Here is a 15,385-nt window from a genome sequence, read left to right on the forward strand (position 1 = left end):
TCGAGGCTCATCCGGTCGTGAACTCCTCGAGCTCGACAGCGGAGAAGTAGTTCTGCGTCATCCCGTCGATGCGAACCAGGTACTTGCCGCGCTTCTCGTCGTGGTGGACGACCGTGCCCACGTTGCCCGTCATCGTCTCGCCGGTGATGCGAACGGTCTGCCCGATGCTGAAGGTCCCCATTCCTGAAACACTAACCGGCATACGCCTGGTGGGGGCGGACCCGAGACCTCGACGCCGAGTCGGCTCGTCATGACGAGCCGACTCGGAGGCGTACGCGGTCAGGACGCGCCGACTCGGCGGACGGATCAGGTGAGCGGGTCGACGATCGCGTCGATGACGACCCGGGCCCAGTCGAGGAGATCCGGGCCGTCGAGGGGCTTGGCGGGGAAGCCCGAGGAGACCGGGCGCGGGACCATGATGGTGTCCAGCTGCGGCTTGACCAGGGACTTCGGGTACATCCGGTTCAGCCGGACGACTCGGGAGTCGGGCAGCGAGACCGGGTGGAAGCGTACGTTCTTGCCGGCCAGGGTGACCTCGGAGACGCCGGCCTGGCGGGCCCGGGCGCGGAAGCGGGCGACCTGGAGCAGCGAGGAGACCTCCGCGGGCGGCTTGCCGTAGCGGTCGAGCAGCTCGGCCGCCACGGCCTCCACGTCCTCGTCGGAGCGGACCTCGGCCAGGCGCTTGTAGATCTCCAGCCGCAGGCGCTCGGAGGGGATGTAGTCGTGGGGCAGGTGGGCGTCGACGGGGAGCTCGATGCGTACCTCGTTGAGCTCCTCGGCGGCGCCGTCGGGACCGGCCTTGAACTCGGCGACGGCCTCGCCGACGAGGCGTACGTAGAGGTCGAAGCCGACGTCGGCGATGTGGCCGGACTGCTCGCCACCGAGCAGGTTGCCGGCGCCGCGGATCTCGAGGTCCTTCATCGCGATCGCCATGCCGCCGCCGAGGTCGGAGTGCTGCGCCAGGGTCGCGAGCCGCTCGTGTGCGGTCTCGGTCAGCGGCTTCTCGCCGGGGTAGAGGAAGTAGGCGTAGGCGCGCTCGCGGGAGCGGCCGACGCGACCACGGAGCTGGTGGAGCTGGGACAACCCCAGCGTGTCGGCGCGCTCGATGATCATCGTGTTGGCGTTGGAGACGTCCAGGCCGGACTCGACCAGCGTGGTGCAGACCAGCACGTCGAACTCCTTCTCCCAGAAGTCGACCATCACCTGCTCGAGCTGCTTCTCGTTCATCTGGCCGTGGGCGACCGCGACCCGTGCCTCGGGCACCAGCTCGCGGATCCGCGCGGCCGCCTTCTCGATCGAGTTGACCCGGTTGTGGATGTAGAAGACCTGACCCTCGCGGAGCAGCTCACGGCGCACCGCGGCGACGATCTGGCGGTCCTCGTAGGCACCGACGTACGTCAGGACCGGGTGGCGCTCCTCGGGCGGTGTGGTGATCGTGGACATCTCCCGGATGCCGGTGATCGACATCTCCAGGGTGCGTGGGATCGGGGTCGCGGACATGGACAGGAAGTCGACGGAGGTGCGCAGGCGCTTCATCGCCTCCTTGTGCTCGACACCGAAACGCTGCTCCTCGTCGACGATGATCATGCCGAGGTCCTTGAACCGGATGTCCTTGTTGAACAGACGGTGGGTGCCGACCACGATGTCGATGGTGCCCTCGGCGAGGCCGGCCATGACCTCGGCGGCCTCCTTGTCGGTCTGGAACCGGGACAGGCCACGTACGTTGACCGGGAACCCGGACATCCGCTCCATGAAGGTCGAGAGGTGCTGGGAGACCAGCAGCGTCGTCGGCACCAGCACAGCGACCTGCTTGCCGTCCTGGACAGCCTTGAACGCCGCCCGCACCGCGATCTCGGTCTTGCCGTAGCCGACGTCGCCGCAGACCAGCCGGTCCATCGGCACCGGCCGCATCATGTCCTGCTTGACCTCGTCGATGACGGCGAGCTGGTCGGCGGTCTCCTGGAACGGGAAGGCGTCCTCGAGCTCGCGCTGCCAGGGGTTGTCGGGGCCGTACTGGAAGCCCTTGGTGGCCTGCCGGGCGGCGTAGAGCTTGATCAGCTCGGCGGCGATCTCACGGACCGCCTTGCGGGCTCGGGCCTTGCGCTTCTGCCAGTCGGCGCCGCCGAGCCGGTCGAGGCTGGGCTGCTCGCCACCGACGTAGCGGGTCACCTGGTCGAGGGCGTCGGCCGGGACGTAGAGGCGGTCGGCGGGCCCGCCCCGCTTGGAGGCGCCGTACTCGAGGACGAGGTATTCGCGGGTCGCGCCCTGCACCTCGCGCTGCTTCATCTCGATGAACTGGCCGACGCCGTGCTGCTCGTGGACGACGTAGTCGCCGGGCTTGAGCTCGAGCGGGTCGATCTGCTTCTTGCGCCGCGCCGGCATCTTGACCATGTCGCGCGTGGACGACTTCTGCCCGGAGATGTCCTCACCGGTGAGCACCACCAGCTGGCTGGCCTCGTCGAGGAAGCCGTGGGTCAGGCGGGCGTGGACGACGGTGACGGTCTTGTGGACGGGCTTGGCGGCCTCCGGGTCCTCCTCCGCCAGGCGGGCCGGGATGTCGCGCTCGCCGAGAGACTCGACCGTACGCTGCGCCGTGCCGTGGGCGGGCTGGACGACGACCACGCGGTAGCTGTCGTCGCGCCACCGCTCGATGTCGGCCAGCGCCACGGAGGTGTCGCCGCGGTAGGCCTTCGCGGGCTGCCAGTCGATCTTGCGGGCGGGGACGCCGACGACGTCCGGATCGGCGAGATCGGCATCCGCGTCATCGAGGCCGAACGGGCTGACCGACCACCACGGCTTGCCCTGCGAGATCGCGTGGGCGCGCACGTCGGCGAGGTCGCGGTAGGAGGCCGCGGAGAGGTCGATCGGGGCGACTCCCCCGCTGGCCGCGGCGGCCCAGGAGGCACCGAGGAACTCCTCGGCGGTGGCGACCAGGTCGTGGGCACGGCTGCGGATCCGCTCGGGGTCGAGCAGCAGGACGTGGCTGTCCTCCGGGATCAGGTCGAGCAGCAGCTCCATGTCGTCGACGAGCGCGGGCGCGAGCGACTCCATGCCGTCGACCGCGATCCCGGCGGCGATCTTGTCGGTGAGCTCGATCAGGGTCGGATGGGCCTCACCGAGGGCCTTGGCTCGCGCCCGGACCTCCGGGGTGAGCAGGAGCTCGCGACACGGTGGCGCCCAGAGTCGTTCGGTGGCCCCGCCGTGCTCCTCGGAGATGGCGCGCTGGTCGGCGACCGCGAAGTGGCGGATCGAGTCGACCTCGTCGCCCCAGAACTCCACACGGACCGGGTGCTCCTCGGTCGGCGGGAAGACGTCGACGATGCCGCCGCGGACCGCGAACTCGCCACGCTTCTCGACCAGGTCGACGCGGGAGTACGCCGCGTCGGCGAGCTTCACGACGACGTCGTCGAGACTCGCCTCCTGACCCTTGGTCAGCTCCACGGGCTCCAGGTCGCCGAGGCCCTTGACCTGCGGCTGGAGCACGCTGCGGACCGGGGCGACGACCACCTTCAGCGGACCGTGCACACCGTCAGCGTCGGGGTGACGCAGCCGCCGCAGAACGGCGAGCCGGCGTCCGACGGTGTCGCTGCGCGGCGAGAGCCGCTCGTGCGGCAGCGTCTCCCAGCTCGGGTAGTAGGCGACCGTGTCGGGAGGCAGCAGGTCGGTCAGGTCGTTGACCAGGTCCTCGGCCTCTCGCGAGGTCGCGGTGACCGCGAGGACGGTGCGCTCCTGGCGTACGAGACCGGTGACCACGAACGGGCGCAGCGCCTCGGGGCCGGTGACGTCGAGCGCGAGCATCCGGCCGCCCTTGGCCTCCGCCATCACCTCGCTCAGGGCGGCATCGCGCAGGACGAGATCGGCGAGCGGGGCGAGGATCACGGTGACTCCAAAATGGCAGGCAAGCACGAGAGCCCCCGGCCGGGAAGACAGGGGGTGCTGGGATCAGTCTAGGAGACGTGCGTAAAGACGTTTGACTTCGAGCGCGCACGAGGCCGGAGCGTGGATCGCATGAGATACACGACCATCGGATCAGGCGCCGGCTCCCGGCGCGTCAGCAAGCTCGCGCTCGGCGTGATGCGGTTCGGGACGGACACCGACGTCTCGACCTCCTATGACATCCTCGACCGCTTCGTCGAGGCCGGCGGCACCTTCGTCGACACCTCCAACAACTACGCCTACTGGGCCAACGGCACCCAGGGCGGCGAGAGCGAGACCGTGCTCGGGCAGTGGCGCCGCGACCGCGGGATCGGCGAGGAGCTCGTCATCTCCACCAAGGTCGGCGCCCGCCCCACGGACGTCGTCGAGCGCGTCGAGAACGGCTGGGAGAACCAGCGGACCCGGCGCTGGGAGGGGCTCGCGCCCGAGAACGTACGCGAGCAGGCCGACCGCTCCCGCGAACGCCTCGGCGTCGATCGCCTCGACCTCTACTACGCGCACGTGCCGGACATGAACGGCGTGCCGCTGGAGGAGTACGCCGCCGGCTTCGCCGCCCTCGTCAAGGACGGTGTCATCGGGCAGTTCGGGCTGAGCAACCACTGGTCCTGGCAGGTCGAGCGGGCGCGGGCGGTCAACCCGGAGGAGGCCCGGCCGAGCGTGCTGCAGTACCACCACACCTACCTGCGTCCGCGGACGGACATCCCCGACCCGCGGCTCTCGGTCGACGGCGAGATCGGGGTCGCCGACGCCTCGCTGCTGGCCTACCTGCGGGCGACGCCGGGGCTGACGCTGGTGGCCTACACGCCGCTGCTCACCGGGGCTTACACGAATCCTTCGAAGCCGCTCGATCGGGCCTATGACCACCCGGGGACGACCGCGCGGCTCGCGGTGCTCGACGAGGTGGCAGCCGAGACCGGTGCGACCCGCAACCAGGTCGTGCTGGCCTGGATGCTCGGCGACGCCCTTCCGGTGATCCCGCTGGTCGGGGCCTCCTCGGTGGCTCAGCTCGAGGAGAGCCTGGCGGCGGTCGATCTCGAGCTCAGCGAGGAGCAGAGGGCGCGGCTCGACGCTGCTGGGCGATGAGCTCGGCGTCCGGGTCGGTCTCCCCCACGGCGGCGGCGTAGTAGGCGACCTTGAACTCGATCGCGTCCAGATGGGCGGCCGTCTCCTCCAGCTGCGCGCGCACCCGGTCGCGGTGGGCGCGCAGCAGCTCGAGGCGGGTCTCCTCGTTGCCCTCGCCGGCCCGGACCATCTCGGCGTAGCGCCGGATCTCCCGGATCGGCATCCCGGTCGAGCGAAGCCTGGTGATCAGCGTGATCCAGCCGAGGTCGCCCTCGGTGTAGGCGCGGTGGCCCGACCCGTTGCGGCCGACCCCGAGCATCAGGCCGTCGCGCTCGTAGTAGCGCAGCGTGTGCGCGGTCAGACCGGTCCGATCGGCCACCTCGGCGATGCTGAGCCCATCGTTGAGCCCGTTGCTCTGTGCCTGCGACGTCATGGTTCCAGTGTCCTGGTTCGAGTGCACTCGAAGTCAAGCGGGTTCGGCTACGTTGGAGAGGTGAAGAGGACGTACGCCGCGGGGTCGGCCGTCGCTGCGCTGGGCGTGATCGCGTTGGTGCTGAGCGGGTGCGGCGGGGCGCCCGAGGCCGGCTCGGGTCCCTCGGCATCGTCCTCGGTATCGTCCTCGGCTTCTTCCTCCGCGGAGCCGTCACCCAGCGACGTACCTTCGTCTTCTCCGGCTGCCCCGAAGCCCGGGTCGGTGCCGCCACCGTGGCTGGGGACCCGGGTGCTGAAGGAGGACTCGGAGGGATACGGGATCGCCGGGCCGACACCGAAGGAGCTGCGCCACCGGGCATGGACGCTGCCGGACGTGATGCCGATGCTGCCCGGTGACGGCTTCACGGCCGAGGTCGACATCGCACCGGACGACGTGATCGCGCGCTCGACCTGGGTTCCGGGATGCCCGGTCTCTCGCCGGGAGCTGGCCTGGGTACGGATGACGTTCTGGGGCTTCGACGGCGAGCGTCATACCGGCGAGATGCTGATCAACGCCCGGGTCGCCGAGGACGTCGTCGGCGTCTTCCGGAAGCTCTACGAGGCGAGGTTCCCGATCGAGCAGATGGACATCGCCACGAAGGCGTCCCTGGACGCTCCGCCGACCGGCGACGGCAACGGCACCGGCGGCTTCGTCTGCCGCCCCACGGTCGGCCAGACCTCGTTCTCCCAGCACGCCTACGGCCTGGCGATCGACATCAACACCTTCCAGAACCCGTACGTCAAGGGCGACCGCGTCATCCCCGAGCTCGCCCGCTGGTATCTCGACCGTGACCGGAAGGCGCCCGGGATGATCCACGCCGACGACGTCGTCGTCCAGGCCTTCGCCGACATCGGCTGGGGCTGGGGTGGCGACTGGAACTCGCTGAAGGACTACCAGCACTTCAGCGAGAACGGCACCTGAGGCCCGGCACCGCTGGTCGAGCCGCCGGAGCCGCTAGGCGGAGGCGTGTCGAGACCAACACGGTGAGGTCCGCGCTTGATCGCACCGTGTTGGTCTCGACACGCTCGGCCGCAGGCGGCCTCGCGGCTCGACCAGCGGGGATGGCGGCTCGGGTCAGGCGGACTCGGCTTCGGCGAGCTGGCGCTTCCAGTCGCGGAAGGTCTCCTCGGTGCGGCCGCGGCGCCAGTAACCGGAGATGGAGACGTCGGCCTTCGGGACGCCGCGCTCCTTGAGGAGGTAGGGGCGGATGCCGTGCATGGTGACCGCGGCCTCCCCGTGGACGAAGGCGTGGACGCGGCCGTCGAGCCACTTCAGGTCGCGGATGGCGGTGACGAGCGGCTGCTCGTGGCCCTCGGCGTCCTCGGCGGCGTGGTGGGTGTGGCCGCCGGTGACCAGCCAGGTCACCTCGACGCCGTCGGGGTGGTCGAGGGGCTGCTCGTGGCCGGGCGCCGGGATGTCGATGACGGCGTAGCCGCGGGCGTCGGCGGGCAATGCGGCCAGGGCAGCGCGGATGGCGGGCAGGGCGGTCTCGTCGCCGGCGATCAGGTGCCAGTCGGCCTCGGGGGCGGGCGAGTAGGCGCCCCCCGGGCCGCGAGCCGCGAGGGTGTCGCCGGGCTGGGCCGCGGCGGCCCAGGGACCGGCGTACCCCTCGGTGCCGTGGACGACGAAGTCGATGTCGAGGGTGCCTTCCTCGACCGAGGGGTTGAGCGCGGTGTAGGTGCGCACCACCAGGTCATCGTCCTTCTGAGGAAAGACCAGCTTGACGTAGCGGTCGGTGAAGACGCTCGAGGAGAAGGCGCTCAGGTCCTCGGAGCGGAAGCTCACCCGGATCATCGTCGGACTGAGCCGCTCGGTGGCGGTGACGACGAGGATGGTCTCAGGTTTGGCGGGACGGCTCATGTAGGCAACCCTAACTTGCGCTCAAATGGACCGCAGCAAACCCGGAGGCGTCAACCCGCCGACCGGGTGGAGTGCGTGGACCGGGGCTGGGTGGACTCGGCAGGGGGCGCGGGGATGGCGGGAGCGGGGCGCTGGGGCTTGGCTACCAGCGACAGGCTCGGCTCGAGCACCCGCAGCAGCGTCTCGACGTGGCCGCGGGCCTCGGTCACCAGCCGCCGGGCCTCGCGCGGGGACCGCTTCCGCAGGTCCTGGAGGTCGTCGTCGGCCGGCCGCCGGACCCGCCGCCGGGCCTTCTCCAGGGGCGCGAGCTGGACGAGCGTACGCAGCCGGGTGGCCGCATCCGCCTCCGAACCCGCGGGGCCACCCAGGGCCGTACGTCCCAGCAGGTCGCCGAGCGCGGCGATCTCGATGAGCGTGAACGTGCGCTTGACCGCGGAGGGCACCAGCCGGGCGACCTCGCTGCGGTGGGAGCGTTCGGCGGTGATGATCAGGTCGGCGCTCTCGATGTCGTCTTCGTTGAGCGGGTAGGCCTGGTGCCTGGTCAGCCGGACCCCGGCGAGCGCGACCTCGGAGGCGATCATCGGGTCCATGTCGTAGCCCTCGAGCGCCTCGCTGCCGGCCGAGATCACCGTGATGCCGTGGCGCGCGAGCCCACCGACCTGGCCGACGCCCTCACGGAGCATCGCCTCGACGGCCGGCGATCGTCGTACGTTCCCGGTGCAGACGACCAGGATCGTCGCGGTGTCCATCCCTGCCTACCTTCGAACAGTTGCCTGCCGATTCTCGAGCGTGGATCTCACATCCACGCGGCCAACCCCCCGAACGTGACGGACAGACATTACGCAATCGACGTGCGGGTCCAGAAACCGACGGCAGATCAATCCCCCATTTGGGGGAACGAGGCGGCCGCTCGGCCCTGTCATCCCCACAATCGGGTGAGGATGTGCGATGGCCCCGTGGACCTGCCCTGACGGCGGCATGCACCGCCTCGGGCTCCGCTTCGGCGGATGAGTCACGGACGAGCAGCCTGGCAAAGACATCGGATGGAGTGACCTGTTGGACCTGCGCGACTATGTCGCTGCCCTGCGAAAGCGCTGGTACATCGTCGCGGTGCTCGCGATCATCGGCGCCGGCGCGGCCTTCGCGCAGGCGCACGCGAGCCCGCCGCAGTACCGCGCGCAGAGCACCGTCTTCGTCTCGATCGCGCGCGGCGCGACGACCCAGGAGCTGGTCCAGGGCTCGACGTTCACCCAGGACATCGTCCAGTCGTACGCCAAGCTGGCGACGATGCCGGTCGTGCTCGACCAGGTCATCTACGACCTCGACCTCGACACGACCCCGAAGGCGCTGGCCGAGGAGATCACCGCCGAGAACCCGCTCGACACCGTGATCATCGAGATCGACGCGGTGGCCACCACGAGCACCGGCGCCTCCGACCTCTCCAACGCGGTCGCCGACGAGCTCACCACCACGATCACCAACCTCTCCCCCAGCTCCAACAAGAAGTCCGCGGTCGAGGTGACCGTGGTCGCCCGCGCCGACCCGCCGCAGGAGGCGTTCGCACCGCGTACGCGACTGGCCGCTCTGGTCGGCTTCGCCGGCGGCTTCGGCCTCGGCGTCGCCATCGCCGTGGTCCGCGCCCTCCTCGACACCCGGGTCAGGACCGCGGCCGAGCTCGAGCAGCTCACCGACATGGGGCTCCTGGGGGCGATCCCCCGGCGCCGGGGCCAGCGGCGCTCGCGCGGCGCGGTGACCGCCATCGATCCGCACAACGTCGCGGCAGAGGCCTATCGGAGGCTGCAGACCAATCTGCAGTTCCTCGACGCCTCCTCGAGGGTCCGCTCGATGGTCGTGACCTCCTCGATCGGCGGCGAGGGCAAGTCGACCACCTCGATCAACCTGGCGCTGGCGATCGCGGAGCAGGGTCAGCGCGTGCTGCTGGTCGACGCCGACATGCGTCGCCCCGCGGTCGCCGACTACTGCGGTCTGGAGGGTGCGGCCGGGCTGACGACGGTGCTGATCGGGAAGGCGGAGCTCGGCGACGTCGTCCAGGTCTGGGGCGATGCCAACCTGCACGTGCTCACCATGGGTGAGATCCCGCCCAACCCCGCGCAGCTGATCGGCTCGCCTCGGATGATCGACCTGCTCGCGGAGGCTCGGGACGCCTACGACGTGGTCATCCTCGACTCCCCGCCGCTGCTCCCGGTGGCCGACGGCGCGATCCTGTCCCGGCTGACCGACGGTGCCCTGGTGGTCGCCAACTGCCGTACGATCCACCGCCCGCAGGTGCTCGAGGCCATCGACAGCCTCGAGGCCGTCGACGCCCGGTGCCTCGGCATCGTCGCCAACCAGGTCCGGGACACCGCCGCCCACACCTACTACGGCCAGCCCGAGCAGGGCTGGTTCGCCCGCCTCCTCTCCGGTCTCGTACGCCCCCGGGAGCCGCGCCAGCACGGCTACCCCGCCGCCGGAAGCTGAGCGTGGCCGTCGCGACGGCGGTCCGGGTCCGCGCTGGGCGCTCCGGTCGCTCCGGGCGCACTCAGCGCGCCGAGCGCACCGGCTGGGAGGTGCTCACTGCGCTCCTGGCTGGGGCTGCGGCGTTCCTGGCCGGCACCGACTTCGACCTCGTCCGGGGCCTGACCGTGGGCGGACTGATGGGTGCGGCGCTGGCGCCGGTCTGGATCCGGGAGGCGAGCCGCTATCGCGGCGCGGCCCTGGGCGGCGTACTTCTTCTCGCCTGCCTCGTCTCCGCACTGGCGCTCGCCACCTGGCGCTCAGCGACCCACCCGCCGACCGAGGCCGGGGTGCTGTTCGAGCTGCTGCCGGTGGTCTCGGCCGCGATGTGCGTCGGGGCGCTGCTGTGGGCGCAGCGGGTGCTGTCGCCCGGGGTCGTGGTGTGCCTCTACGCCGTCGGCTCGTTCCTGACCGCGACGATGAACTCCCGGTTCGCCGAGGACCCATGGCGGTTCGGGTTCTCGATGCCCGCGACGATGTTGCTGCTGGGAGCCTGCCTGCTGATCCGCCGGCGTCCCCGCAAGAGGCTCCTCGCCGACATGACCGCCCTCGGGATCCTCACCGCGGTCACCGCACTGTCCGGGGCCAGGTCGATGAGCGCGTTCCTGATCATGACCGCGGTGCTGCTGCTGTGGCAGCACCGGCCGCGGACGGCCAAGCGGACCACCTCGGCGCTGCTCTCGCTGGTGCTGGTGGGCGCGCTGGGGCTCGGGCTCTACCGATCGCTGGAGGGCGCCGCGCTGGACGGCTACCTCGGCCAGTCGGCCCAGCAGCGCACCGAGGAGCAGACCCAGGCGGCCGGGTCACTCATCCTCGGCGGCCGGCCCGAGATCGGCGCCGCGGTCGCGCTGATGCTGCACGAGCCGCTCGGCTACGGCGCCGGCGTCATGGCCACCTCGACCGATATGCAGGTCGCGAAGCAGGGGATGTCTCGCCTGGGCTATGACCCGGACAACGGCTACGTCGAGCACTACATGTTCGGCACCCGGATCGAGGTGCACTCGCTGATCGGCGACCTGTGGATCTGGTTCGGGCTGGCCGGGCTGGTGCTGTCCGGGTGGCTGCTGTGGCTCGCCACCGCTTATCTGGGCCGGAGCATGGCCCACCGCACCGGCACCGCACTCGGCATCTTCCTCGCCCTGCAGCTCGGCTGGAACCTCTTCTTCGGTCCGATCATCAGCTCGCTCCCGCCGCTCGCGCTCGCCCTCGGGGTGTTTCTGCTGCAGCGCAAGGAGGCGGCCACCGATCCGGTGCCGCCCGGGCCGAAGCCGGCGATGCGAAGGCCGCGCCAGGCTCGTCGTGACCAGCGCGCTCGCCGCCGCTACCTCGCCGGAGGTCCGCAGCGTGCGTGAAGGCTGGATCGACTCCGCGCGCGGCCTGGCGATCATCCTCGTGGTGCTCTTCCACGCGGTGATCAACCTCGATCTGGTCGGCCTCGCCGGCCCCTGGTCGCGGCTGGCCTACCCGCTCGACACGTTCCGGATGCCGCTGTTCTTCTTCCTCGCCGGCCTCCTCGCCCCCTCGTTGCTCGCCCGCCCGCTGCGGGAGGTGCTGCGCACCCGGTGCCTGAACCTGATCTATCTGTACGTCCTGTGGTGCCTGCTCCTCGGCGCCTTCCGCGCGCTCCTGCCGCACTCACCGCCCGACGCCTTCGCCTCCATCGCCCGCATCCTGGTCGAGCCCAACGTCTACCTCTGGTTCCTCTACACGCTGTGCCTGTTCACCCTCGTGGGGTGGTTGACCCGGCGGCTGCCGGCCTGGCTCGTCGTCGGGACCGCGCTGCTCTGCTCCGCCGTCTTCGCCGCCGGGCTCGTCTCCACCGACGACGTCCCGTGGGACAAGACGTTCCGCTACTGGTTCTTCTTCGTGCTGGCCTCCCGCACAGCACCCACGGTGCGCTCGCTCGTACCGCGGATGCGGCCGGTCCACGTGGTCGGGGCGGTGGTGGCGTACGTCCTGACGTTGGGGTTCTTCCTCTACGTCGCCGACGACCGGATCGTCTTCGTCCGGCCGATGCTCGGACTGCTCGCGGTCGCCGCCGGCTGCGGGCTCGGGGTGTTGATCGCCCGGATTCCGACACTCGGCTTCGTACGCCACCTCGGCACCCGCACGCTGCCGATCTACGTCGTCCACGCCTTCCCGATCACCGCCGCCACAGCCCTGCTCACCGGCCGCGACATCGCTTGGCCCCCGGGCGCCGGCCTCGTGGCCGTGCCCCTGCTGACCCTCGTCGCGATCCTGCTCGCGCTGGGTCTCGACCGCCTCGTGACCGGAACCGTCCACGGCATCTTCGATGCTCCGCTGGTCGACCAGCGGACTGGTCAGCGGGCGTACTCGGTGACGTAGGAGCCCCAGGCACCGCGGAGCATGCCCACGCCCCGAAGCAGGGTGCGGGTGCCGCGGGCGTGGTGGGTCGGTGAGCCGGCGAGGCGGCCGAGGAGGAGGCGGGCGGAGCCGCCCAGGACGCGGACGAGGCCGCGGACGGTGGCGCGCAGCCGGGCGATCGGGCGGCGGCCGGCAGGCGCGAGGTAGACCTGCACGCGGGAGTCGGAGTTGCCGATGCGGGAGGCGCGGGCGCGTACCCAGGTCCGGGTCGCCCGGTCGGCGGGCACCAGGTCGTGGACGGGCGCCTCGTCGCACCACACGATCCGGCCGCCGGCGGCCGACAGCGTGCGGGTGAAGACGGTGTCGGAGCCGCCGGAGAGGCCGAAGCCGAGGTCGAAGCGGAGCTCGCCGACCCGGGTCAGGTCGAGCAGCAGATTGTTGGTGGCCGCGGTGGTGACGACGGTGCCGGTGGCGTGCCGCAGCCGCTGGAAGAAGCCACCCGCGGTGATCCAGGGATCCGGGTCATCGTCGAACGTGGAGAGGACCGGGCCGACGACGGCAGCGGCACCGGTCTCCTCCCAGCACGCCAGCAGCGTCGGCAACCACATCTGCGAGGGCTGCTCGTCGTCGTCGATGAAGACGACGACCGCCTCGGGCCCGGCCTCGGCCAGAGCCCGGTTGCGGGCAGCGGCGATGCCGGGGGTCGGCTCGTGGACGTAGACGACGCGTACGTCCCCTCCGGCCGCCTCCGCGACCGCGGACGCAGCGCTCGGATGCTCGTCGTTGTCCACGACGAGCAGCCGAGCGCCAGGAACCAGATCGAGCTGGGCCCGGAGCATGCCCACCGCCTCGGCCAGCCCCTCGGGGCGCCGATAAGTGAGCATGCCCACCCAGACCGGCTGGGTCATCGGATCTTGACCGTCACCCAGTCAGACCGAGAGATGTTGCCGAGCGGGTCCACTGCCTCGATCTTGTACTTCTGCGACGAGCCGCTGGTGCGGCCGGTGTCGGTGAAGGTCATCGCGGTGTGCTTCCAGAACGGGGCCGAGACCTTGACGGTCTTGATGGGCGTCGAGTCCAAGGTCCCGCGGTAGAGCTTGTAGGTGACGGTCGCGTTGTCCTTGTCGGGGTTGCCCGGCCACTTCAGCGTCGCCTTGCCCGCCGACGGCGAGGAGCCGGTCAGCGCCCACGCGGCGCCCTTCAGCGTCGGACCGACCTTGTTGGCCGCGATGTCCTTGACGGCGAACCGCACCAGACCCTGCTGGGCGACGCCGTTGACCTTGAGGAACTCACCGCCGTAGATCACGTAGTTCGAGTTGGCGGTCACGGTCCAGGTCGACTGCTGGGCACTGGTGTAGGTGCCGTTGGTCCACTTGGGGTACCACTCCAGGAACTCCGGGCGCGGGGTGCCGGGGTGGTCGGGGTAGTCGTACTTGTCGTCGGCGATGTTGGTGCCGCGTACGTCCTGGGTGACCGCGGTGGCGTGGTACCAGCTGCGCGGCTTGGTCTCCGGGAATCCGCCGGAGGTGCCGCAGTGGTGCTTGTGGCTGGCCTGGTAGACCGCGTCGGCGGTCGGCCAGATGGCGTAGGTGTCGCCGTGGCAGTCCTCGAGCCAGGTCAGCTTGCCGGTGGCCCAGTCGGACTTGAACGAGCCCTCGGAGTTGCCGCCGCTGCCGTAGTTGTAGCCGGTGCCGTAGAAGCTGGTGCCGTCGGACTCCAGGGAGAGGATCGCCGCCTCGGTGCCGCCGTTGCGGATCTCGTCGTTGACCGGCAGCGCCAGCGAGCTGCCCGAGGAGACCTCGAGACGAGCCAGGCCGTAGCCCGGCTTCGAGGAGCCGTTGACGCTGGTGAACGCGCCGCCGATGACGATCTTGGTGCCGTCGGAGGAGACCACGAGGTCGTTGACGTTGCCGCCGGCGACCTTCGGGTTCAACGGCAGCAGCTGCGTGCCGGTGTCGCCGGGCTTGACCGCGGCGACCTTCGTACGTGCCGTGTTGTCGGCCGAGGTGAACACGCCGCCGTAGAAGACCGCGCTGGAGGTGGCCGCGACCGCGTTGGTGGTCGAGTTGAAGATCGGCCGGAAGCTCGTCGCCTTCCCGGTGGCGAGGTCGATCGCCGCGCCCCGGTAGCGGTTGACGCCGTCGACCTGGGTGAAGCCACCCGCGACGTAGAGCAGCTTCTTGTCGGGCGAGAGCGCCATGTCCTTGACCTGGCCGTTGAACTTCGGCGCGAAGGTGGTGATCAGGTTCCCGGTCGAGAGCCGGTAGGCGAGCATGTTCGACCGCGCCGTCTCGCTGGTGCCGGCCGCGGCACCCGCCGGACGGGCGGAGGTGAAGCTGCCGCCGACGTAGACGATGTCACCGACGATCACCTGCTTCCAGGCGACGCCGTTGATCTGCACGGTGGGAAGAACGTCGGCGGAGACCGTCTTCGGAAGGTCGGTATCGGTCGGCGCGGTGTCCGCGGATGCGGAGGTCGTCGCCAGGGTCAGACTCGTGGTTGCCACGAGCGCCAGCACAGCCAGGATCGGCTTCATCACATCTCTCATCGTGGGGGACGGTTATCGCTGGGGTCGGCCCTTGAAGACCACCACGTCGGCGCCGTTGCCCAGATCGAGCTCGACGCGTACGGGGCGGGCTTCCTCGGGGATCTGGAAGACATAGACGCCCTTGGCCGACTGGCCGTCGCCGACCGAGGCCGGGAACGGCACCTCGCCGTCGGAGGCGACGCTGACCGCGGGGGTGCGCTCGGGACCGTAGTAGGCGTTGACCACGCCGAGCGCCAGGTCGAGCTTCTTCCCGGTCTGGTTCTTCACCTTCACGGTGATCGCGAGCGCCGGGCCACCGATCTCACCGGGCAGGCTCGCGGTGGCCTGGACCGAGTCGATCCTGGCCAGCCGGGCCGTCACGCCCGGGGACGTGGTCGCCACGGCCTTCAGACCGAGCGCGCGGTTGGCGTCCGACTTCCCCGTCTCATCGTCCTCAGAGTCGGAGGACGACGTGGACTCCTTCTCCGACGGGGTCGCCGTCGGAGAGGGGGCGGCGGCCACCGTCGAGTCCGACCCGGCAGCGTCCGGGACGAACGGGTTGCGCAGGACGAGCACGACCGCGACGCTCACCAGGACGACGGCAGCGATGGCTGCCGCGACGTACATCCTCGTACGCGGGACTTGACTGAGCATGGGGGATCTTCCGCGGGCGGATCGGACAAAGACAT

At 70.5% G+C, this 15,385-nt stretch carries 13 protein-coding genes; 5 read left to right on the top strand and 8 right to left on the bottom strand.

The genetic code is table 11. The annotated features are described in order from the left end of the window. Window positions 1-7: 7 nt before the first annotated feature. Complete coding sequence (locus ACIRON_RS07555) at window positions 8-181, bottom strand: hypothetical protein (protein ID WP_402991041.1); 174 nt, start codon at window positions 179-181, stop codon at window positions 8-10. 125 nt (window positions 182-306) lie between these two features. Beyond that, a complete protein-coding gene (gene mfd / locus ACIRON_RS07560) occupies window positions 307-3,822 on the bottom strand; it encodes a transcription-repair coupling factor (RefSeq protein WP_402991200.1) in 3,516 nt (1,171 codons plus the stop codon). Window positions 3,823-4,008: 186 nt separating this feature from the next. On the opposite strand from mfd, the gene ACIRON_RS07565 reads away from it, so the two are divergent. Further along, window positions 4,009-5,019, top strand: a complete 1,011-nt coding sequence (locus ACIRON_RS07565; RefSeq protein WP_402991044.1) for an aldo/keto reductase — start codon at window positions 4,009-4,011, stop codon at window positions 5,017-5,019. Here the strand turns inward: ACIRON_RS07565 and ACIRON_RS07570 are convergent. After that, entirely contained in the window at window positions 4,976-5,431 is a 456-nt protein-coding gene (locus tag ACIRON_RS07570) for a MerR family transcriptional regulator (RefSeq protein ID WP_402991046.1), read from the bottom strand. The genes ACIRON_RS07565 and ACIRON_RS07570 overlap by 44 nt on opposite strands. A 60-nt stretch (window positions 5,432-5,491) precedes the next feature. On the opposite strand from ACIRON_RS07570, the gene ACIRON_RS07575 reads away from it, so the two are divergent. After that, window positions 5,492-6,391: a M15 family metallopeptidase gene (locus tag ACIRON_RS07575; RefSeq protein WP_402991049.1), complete on the top strand. Its 900-nt coding sequence runs from the start codon at window positions 5,492-5,494 to the stop codon at window positions 6,389-6,391. Window positions 6,392-6,544: 153 nt separating this feature from the next. On the opposite strand, the gene ACIRON_RS07580 is transcribed toward ACIRON_RS07575, so the two are convergent. Together ACIRON_RS07580 and ACIRON_RS07585 are read right to left on the bottom strand one after the other, a co-directional pair. After that, entirely contained in the window at window positions 6,545-7,330 is a 786-nt protein-coding gene (locus ACIRON_RS07580; protein WP_402991051.1) for a siderophore-interacting protein, read from the bottom strand. A 50-nt stretch (window positions 7,331-7,380) separates the two neighbouring features. Then, window positions 7,381-8,079 (bottom strand): hypothetical protein, encoded by a 699-nt coding sequence (locus ACIRON_RS07585; protein WP_402991054.1) that lies wholly within the window; start codon window positions 8,077-8,079, stop codon window positions 7,381-7,383. 307 nt (window positions 8,080-8,386) lie between these two features. Between ACIRON_RS07585 and ACIRON_RS07590 the strand changes: the two genes are divergently transcribed. Genes ACIRON_RS07590 through ACIRON_RS07600 form a run of 3 tightly spaced genes read left to right on the top strand, consistent with a single transcriptional unit; the run spans window position 8,387 to window position 12,190 of the window. Beyond that, window positions 8,387-9,808 carry a polysaccharide biosynthesis tyrosine autokinase gene (locus tag ACIRON_RS07590; RefSeq protein WP_402991057.1) on the top strand — a complete coding sequence of 474 codons (1,422 nt, stop codon included), beginning with the start codon at window positions 8,387-8,389 and terminating at the stop codon, window positions 9,806-9,808. A 2-nt stretch (window positions 9,809-9,810) separates the two neighbouring features. Continuing rightward, window positions 9,811-11,196, top strand: a complete 1,386-nt coding sequence (locus tag ACIRON_RS07595; RefSeq protein ID WP_402991059.1) for an O-antigen ligase family protein — start codon at window positions 9,811-9,813, stop codon at window positions 11,194-11,196. Beyond that, entirely contained in the window at window positions 11,144-12,190 is a 1,047-nt protein-coding gene (locus ACIRON_RS07600) for an acyltransferase family protein (RefSeq protein WP_402991062.1), read from the top strand. Before ACIRON_RS07595 ends, ACIRON_RS07600 begins: the two co-directional genes overlap by 53 nt. On the opposite strand, the gene ACIRON_RS07605 is transcribed toward ACIRON_RS07600, so the two are convergent. The 3 genes from ACIRON_RS07605 to ACIRON_RS07615 are packed head-to-tail and all read right to left on the bottom strand — an operon-like array spanning window position 12,166 to window position 15,350. Next, a complete protein-coding gene (locus ACIRON_RS07605; protein WP_402991065.1) occupies window positions 12,166-13,077 on the bottom strand; it encodes a glycosyltransferase family 2 protein in 912 nt (303 codons plus the stop codon). The genes ACIRON_RS07600 and ACIRON_RS07605 overlap by 25 nt on opposite strands. Next, window positions 13,074-14,717: a hypothetical protein gene (locus ACIRON_RS07610; RefSeq protein WP_402991067.1), complete on the bottom strand. Its 1,644-nt coding sequence runs from the start codon at window positions 14,715-14,717 to the stop codon at window positions 13,074-13,076. The genes ACIRON_RS07605 and ACIRON_RS07610 overlap by 4 nt, the downstream gene beginning before the upstream one ends. A gap of 12 nt (window positions 14,718-14,729) precedes the next feature. Continuing rightward, entirely contained in the window at window positions 14,730-15,350 is a 621-nt protein-coding gene (locus ACIRON_RS07615; RefSeq protein WP_402991070.1) for a hypothetical protein, read from the bottom strand. Between the last annotated feature and the right edge of the window lie 35 nt (window positions 15,351-15,385).

The sequence above is a fragment of the Nocardioides sp. NPDC101246 genome (assembly GCF_044767415.1).
Lineage (GTDB): Bacteria > Actinomycetota > Actinomycetes > Propionibacteriales > Nocardioidaceae > Nocardioides.

Coding starts and splice junctions, on each gene's coding strand:
- ACIRON_RS07555 (WP_402991041.1), bottom strand. CDS start 181: ATGGGGACCTTCAGCATCGGGCAGACCGTTCGCATCACCGGCGAGACG.
- mfd (WP_402991200.1), bottom strand. CDS start 3,822: ATGGCGGAGGCCAAGGGCGGCCGGATGCTCGCGCTCGACGTCACCGGC.
- ACIRON_RS07565 (WP_402991044.1), top strand. CDS start 4,009: ATGAGATACACGACCATCGGATCAGGCGCCGGCTCCCGGCGCGTCAGC.
- ACIRON_RS07570 (WP_402991046.1), bottom strand. CDS start 5,431: ATGACGTCGCAGGCACAGAGCAACGGGCTCAACGATGGGCTCAGCATC.
- ACIRON_RS07580 (WP_402991051.1), bottom strand. CDS start 7,330: ATGAGCCGTCCCGCCAAACCTGAGACCATCCTCGTCGTCACCGCCACC.
- ACIRON_RS07585 (WP_402991054.1), bottom strand. CDS start 8,079: ATGGACACCGCGACGATCCTGGTCGTCTGCACCGGGAACGTACGACGA.
- ACIRON_RS07605 (WP_402991065.1), bottom strand. CDS start 13,077: ATGACCCAGCCGGTCTGGGTGGGCATGCTCACTTATCGGCGCCCCGAG.
- ACIRON_RS07610 (WP_402991067.1), bottom strand. CDS start 14,717: ATGAGAGATGTGATGAAGCCGATCCTGGCTGTGCTGGCGCTCGTGGCA.
- ACIRON_RS07615 (WP_402991070.1), bottom strand. CDS start 15,350: ATGCTCAGTCAAGTCCCGCGTACGAGGATGTACGTCGCGGCAGCCATC.